Below are 605 nucleotides of genomic sequence, written 5' to 3' on the forward strand. Positions count from 1 at the left end.
GGGTGTTTGGACCGGAGACATCGCGAACAGGTGTGCGAGGACATCGCGAACAGTTTTGTCACTTATCGTCTGCAGAGGTTGAGGTCGACTGTTTCTATTTTCTGATGTCTGAAGAAGGCTTGGAAGACGCCGTCCTTGCCGGTGGGGGTGAAGGCCACGGCTTTCCCTCCAAATGCCTTGGAGAGGCGCAGGATGTAGCCGCACAAGGCGACGCGGCCCTCTTTCTGGACCTTGCGAACGATGGCGTCTTGTGGGTAGTCGAAAGCTTCGACGGCCTCGCAGAAGGATCGCGGCGAGGGTGTGTATCTGTCGAGGGGGACGCAACCCTTGAGGCCATCGTGAGGTCTTTCGGTGTTGTAGAGGTCGCGCCAGGCATCGAAGGCTTTCTGCGCGCGATCGAGATTTTCGAAAGCAGGTCCGGCCATTGCTTCGGCCTTGAGCGAGCGGTGGAAGCGCTCTTCCTTGCCCAGCGTCTGCGGATGCAGAGGCCTGGAATGGGAGATGGCGACGCCGTGCTCGATCAGCCAGACGGTGAAGCGTGTGAAGTTGCTTCGTCCGCCATCTCCCCACGGTGGGCCGTTGTCGAAAGCCATGCGCTGCGGCAG

1 protein-coding gene is annotated in these 605 nt (G+C 60.0%); it reads right to left on the minus strand.

Annotated elements, in window-relative coordinates; translation table 11 throughout:
- Positions 1–62: 62 nt before the first annotated feature.
- Positions 63–605, minus strand: a 543-nt coding sequence (locus tag NKJ04_RS33640) for an integrase core domain-containing protein (protein ID WP_352680124.1), incomplete at its 5' end; no start/stop codon positions are given.

Source organism: Mesorhizobium sp. M0618, assembly GCF_040320765.1.
Taxonomy (GTDB): Bacteria; Pseudomonadota; Alphaproteobacteria; order Rhizobiales; family Rhizobiaceae; genus Mesorhizobium.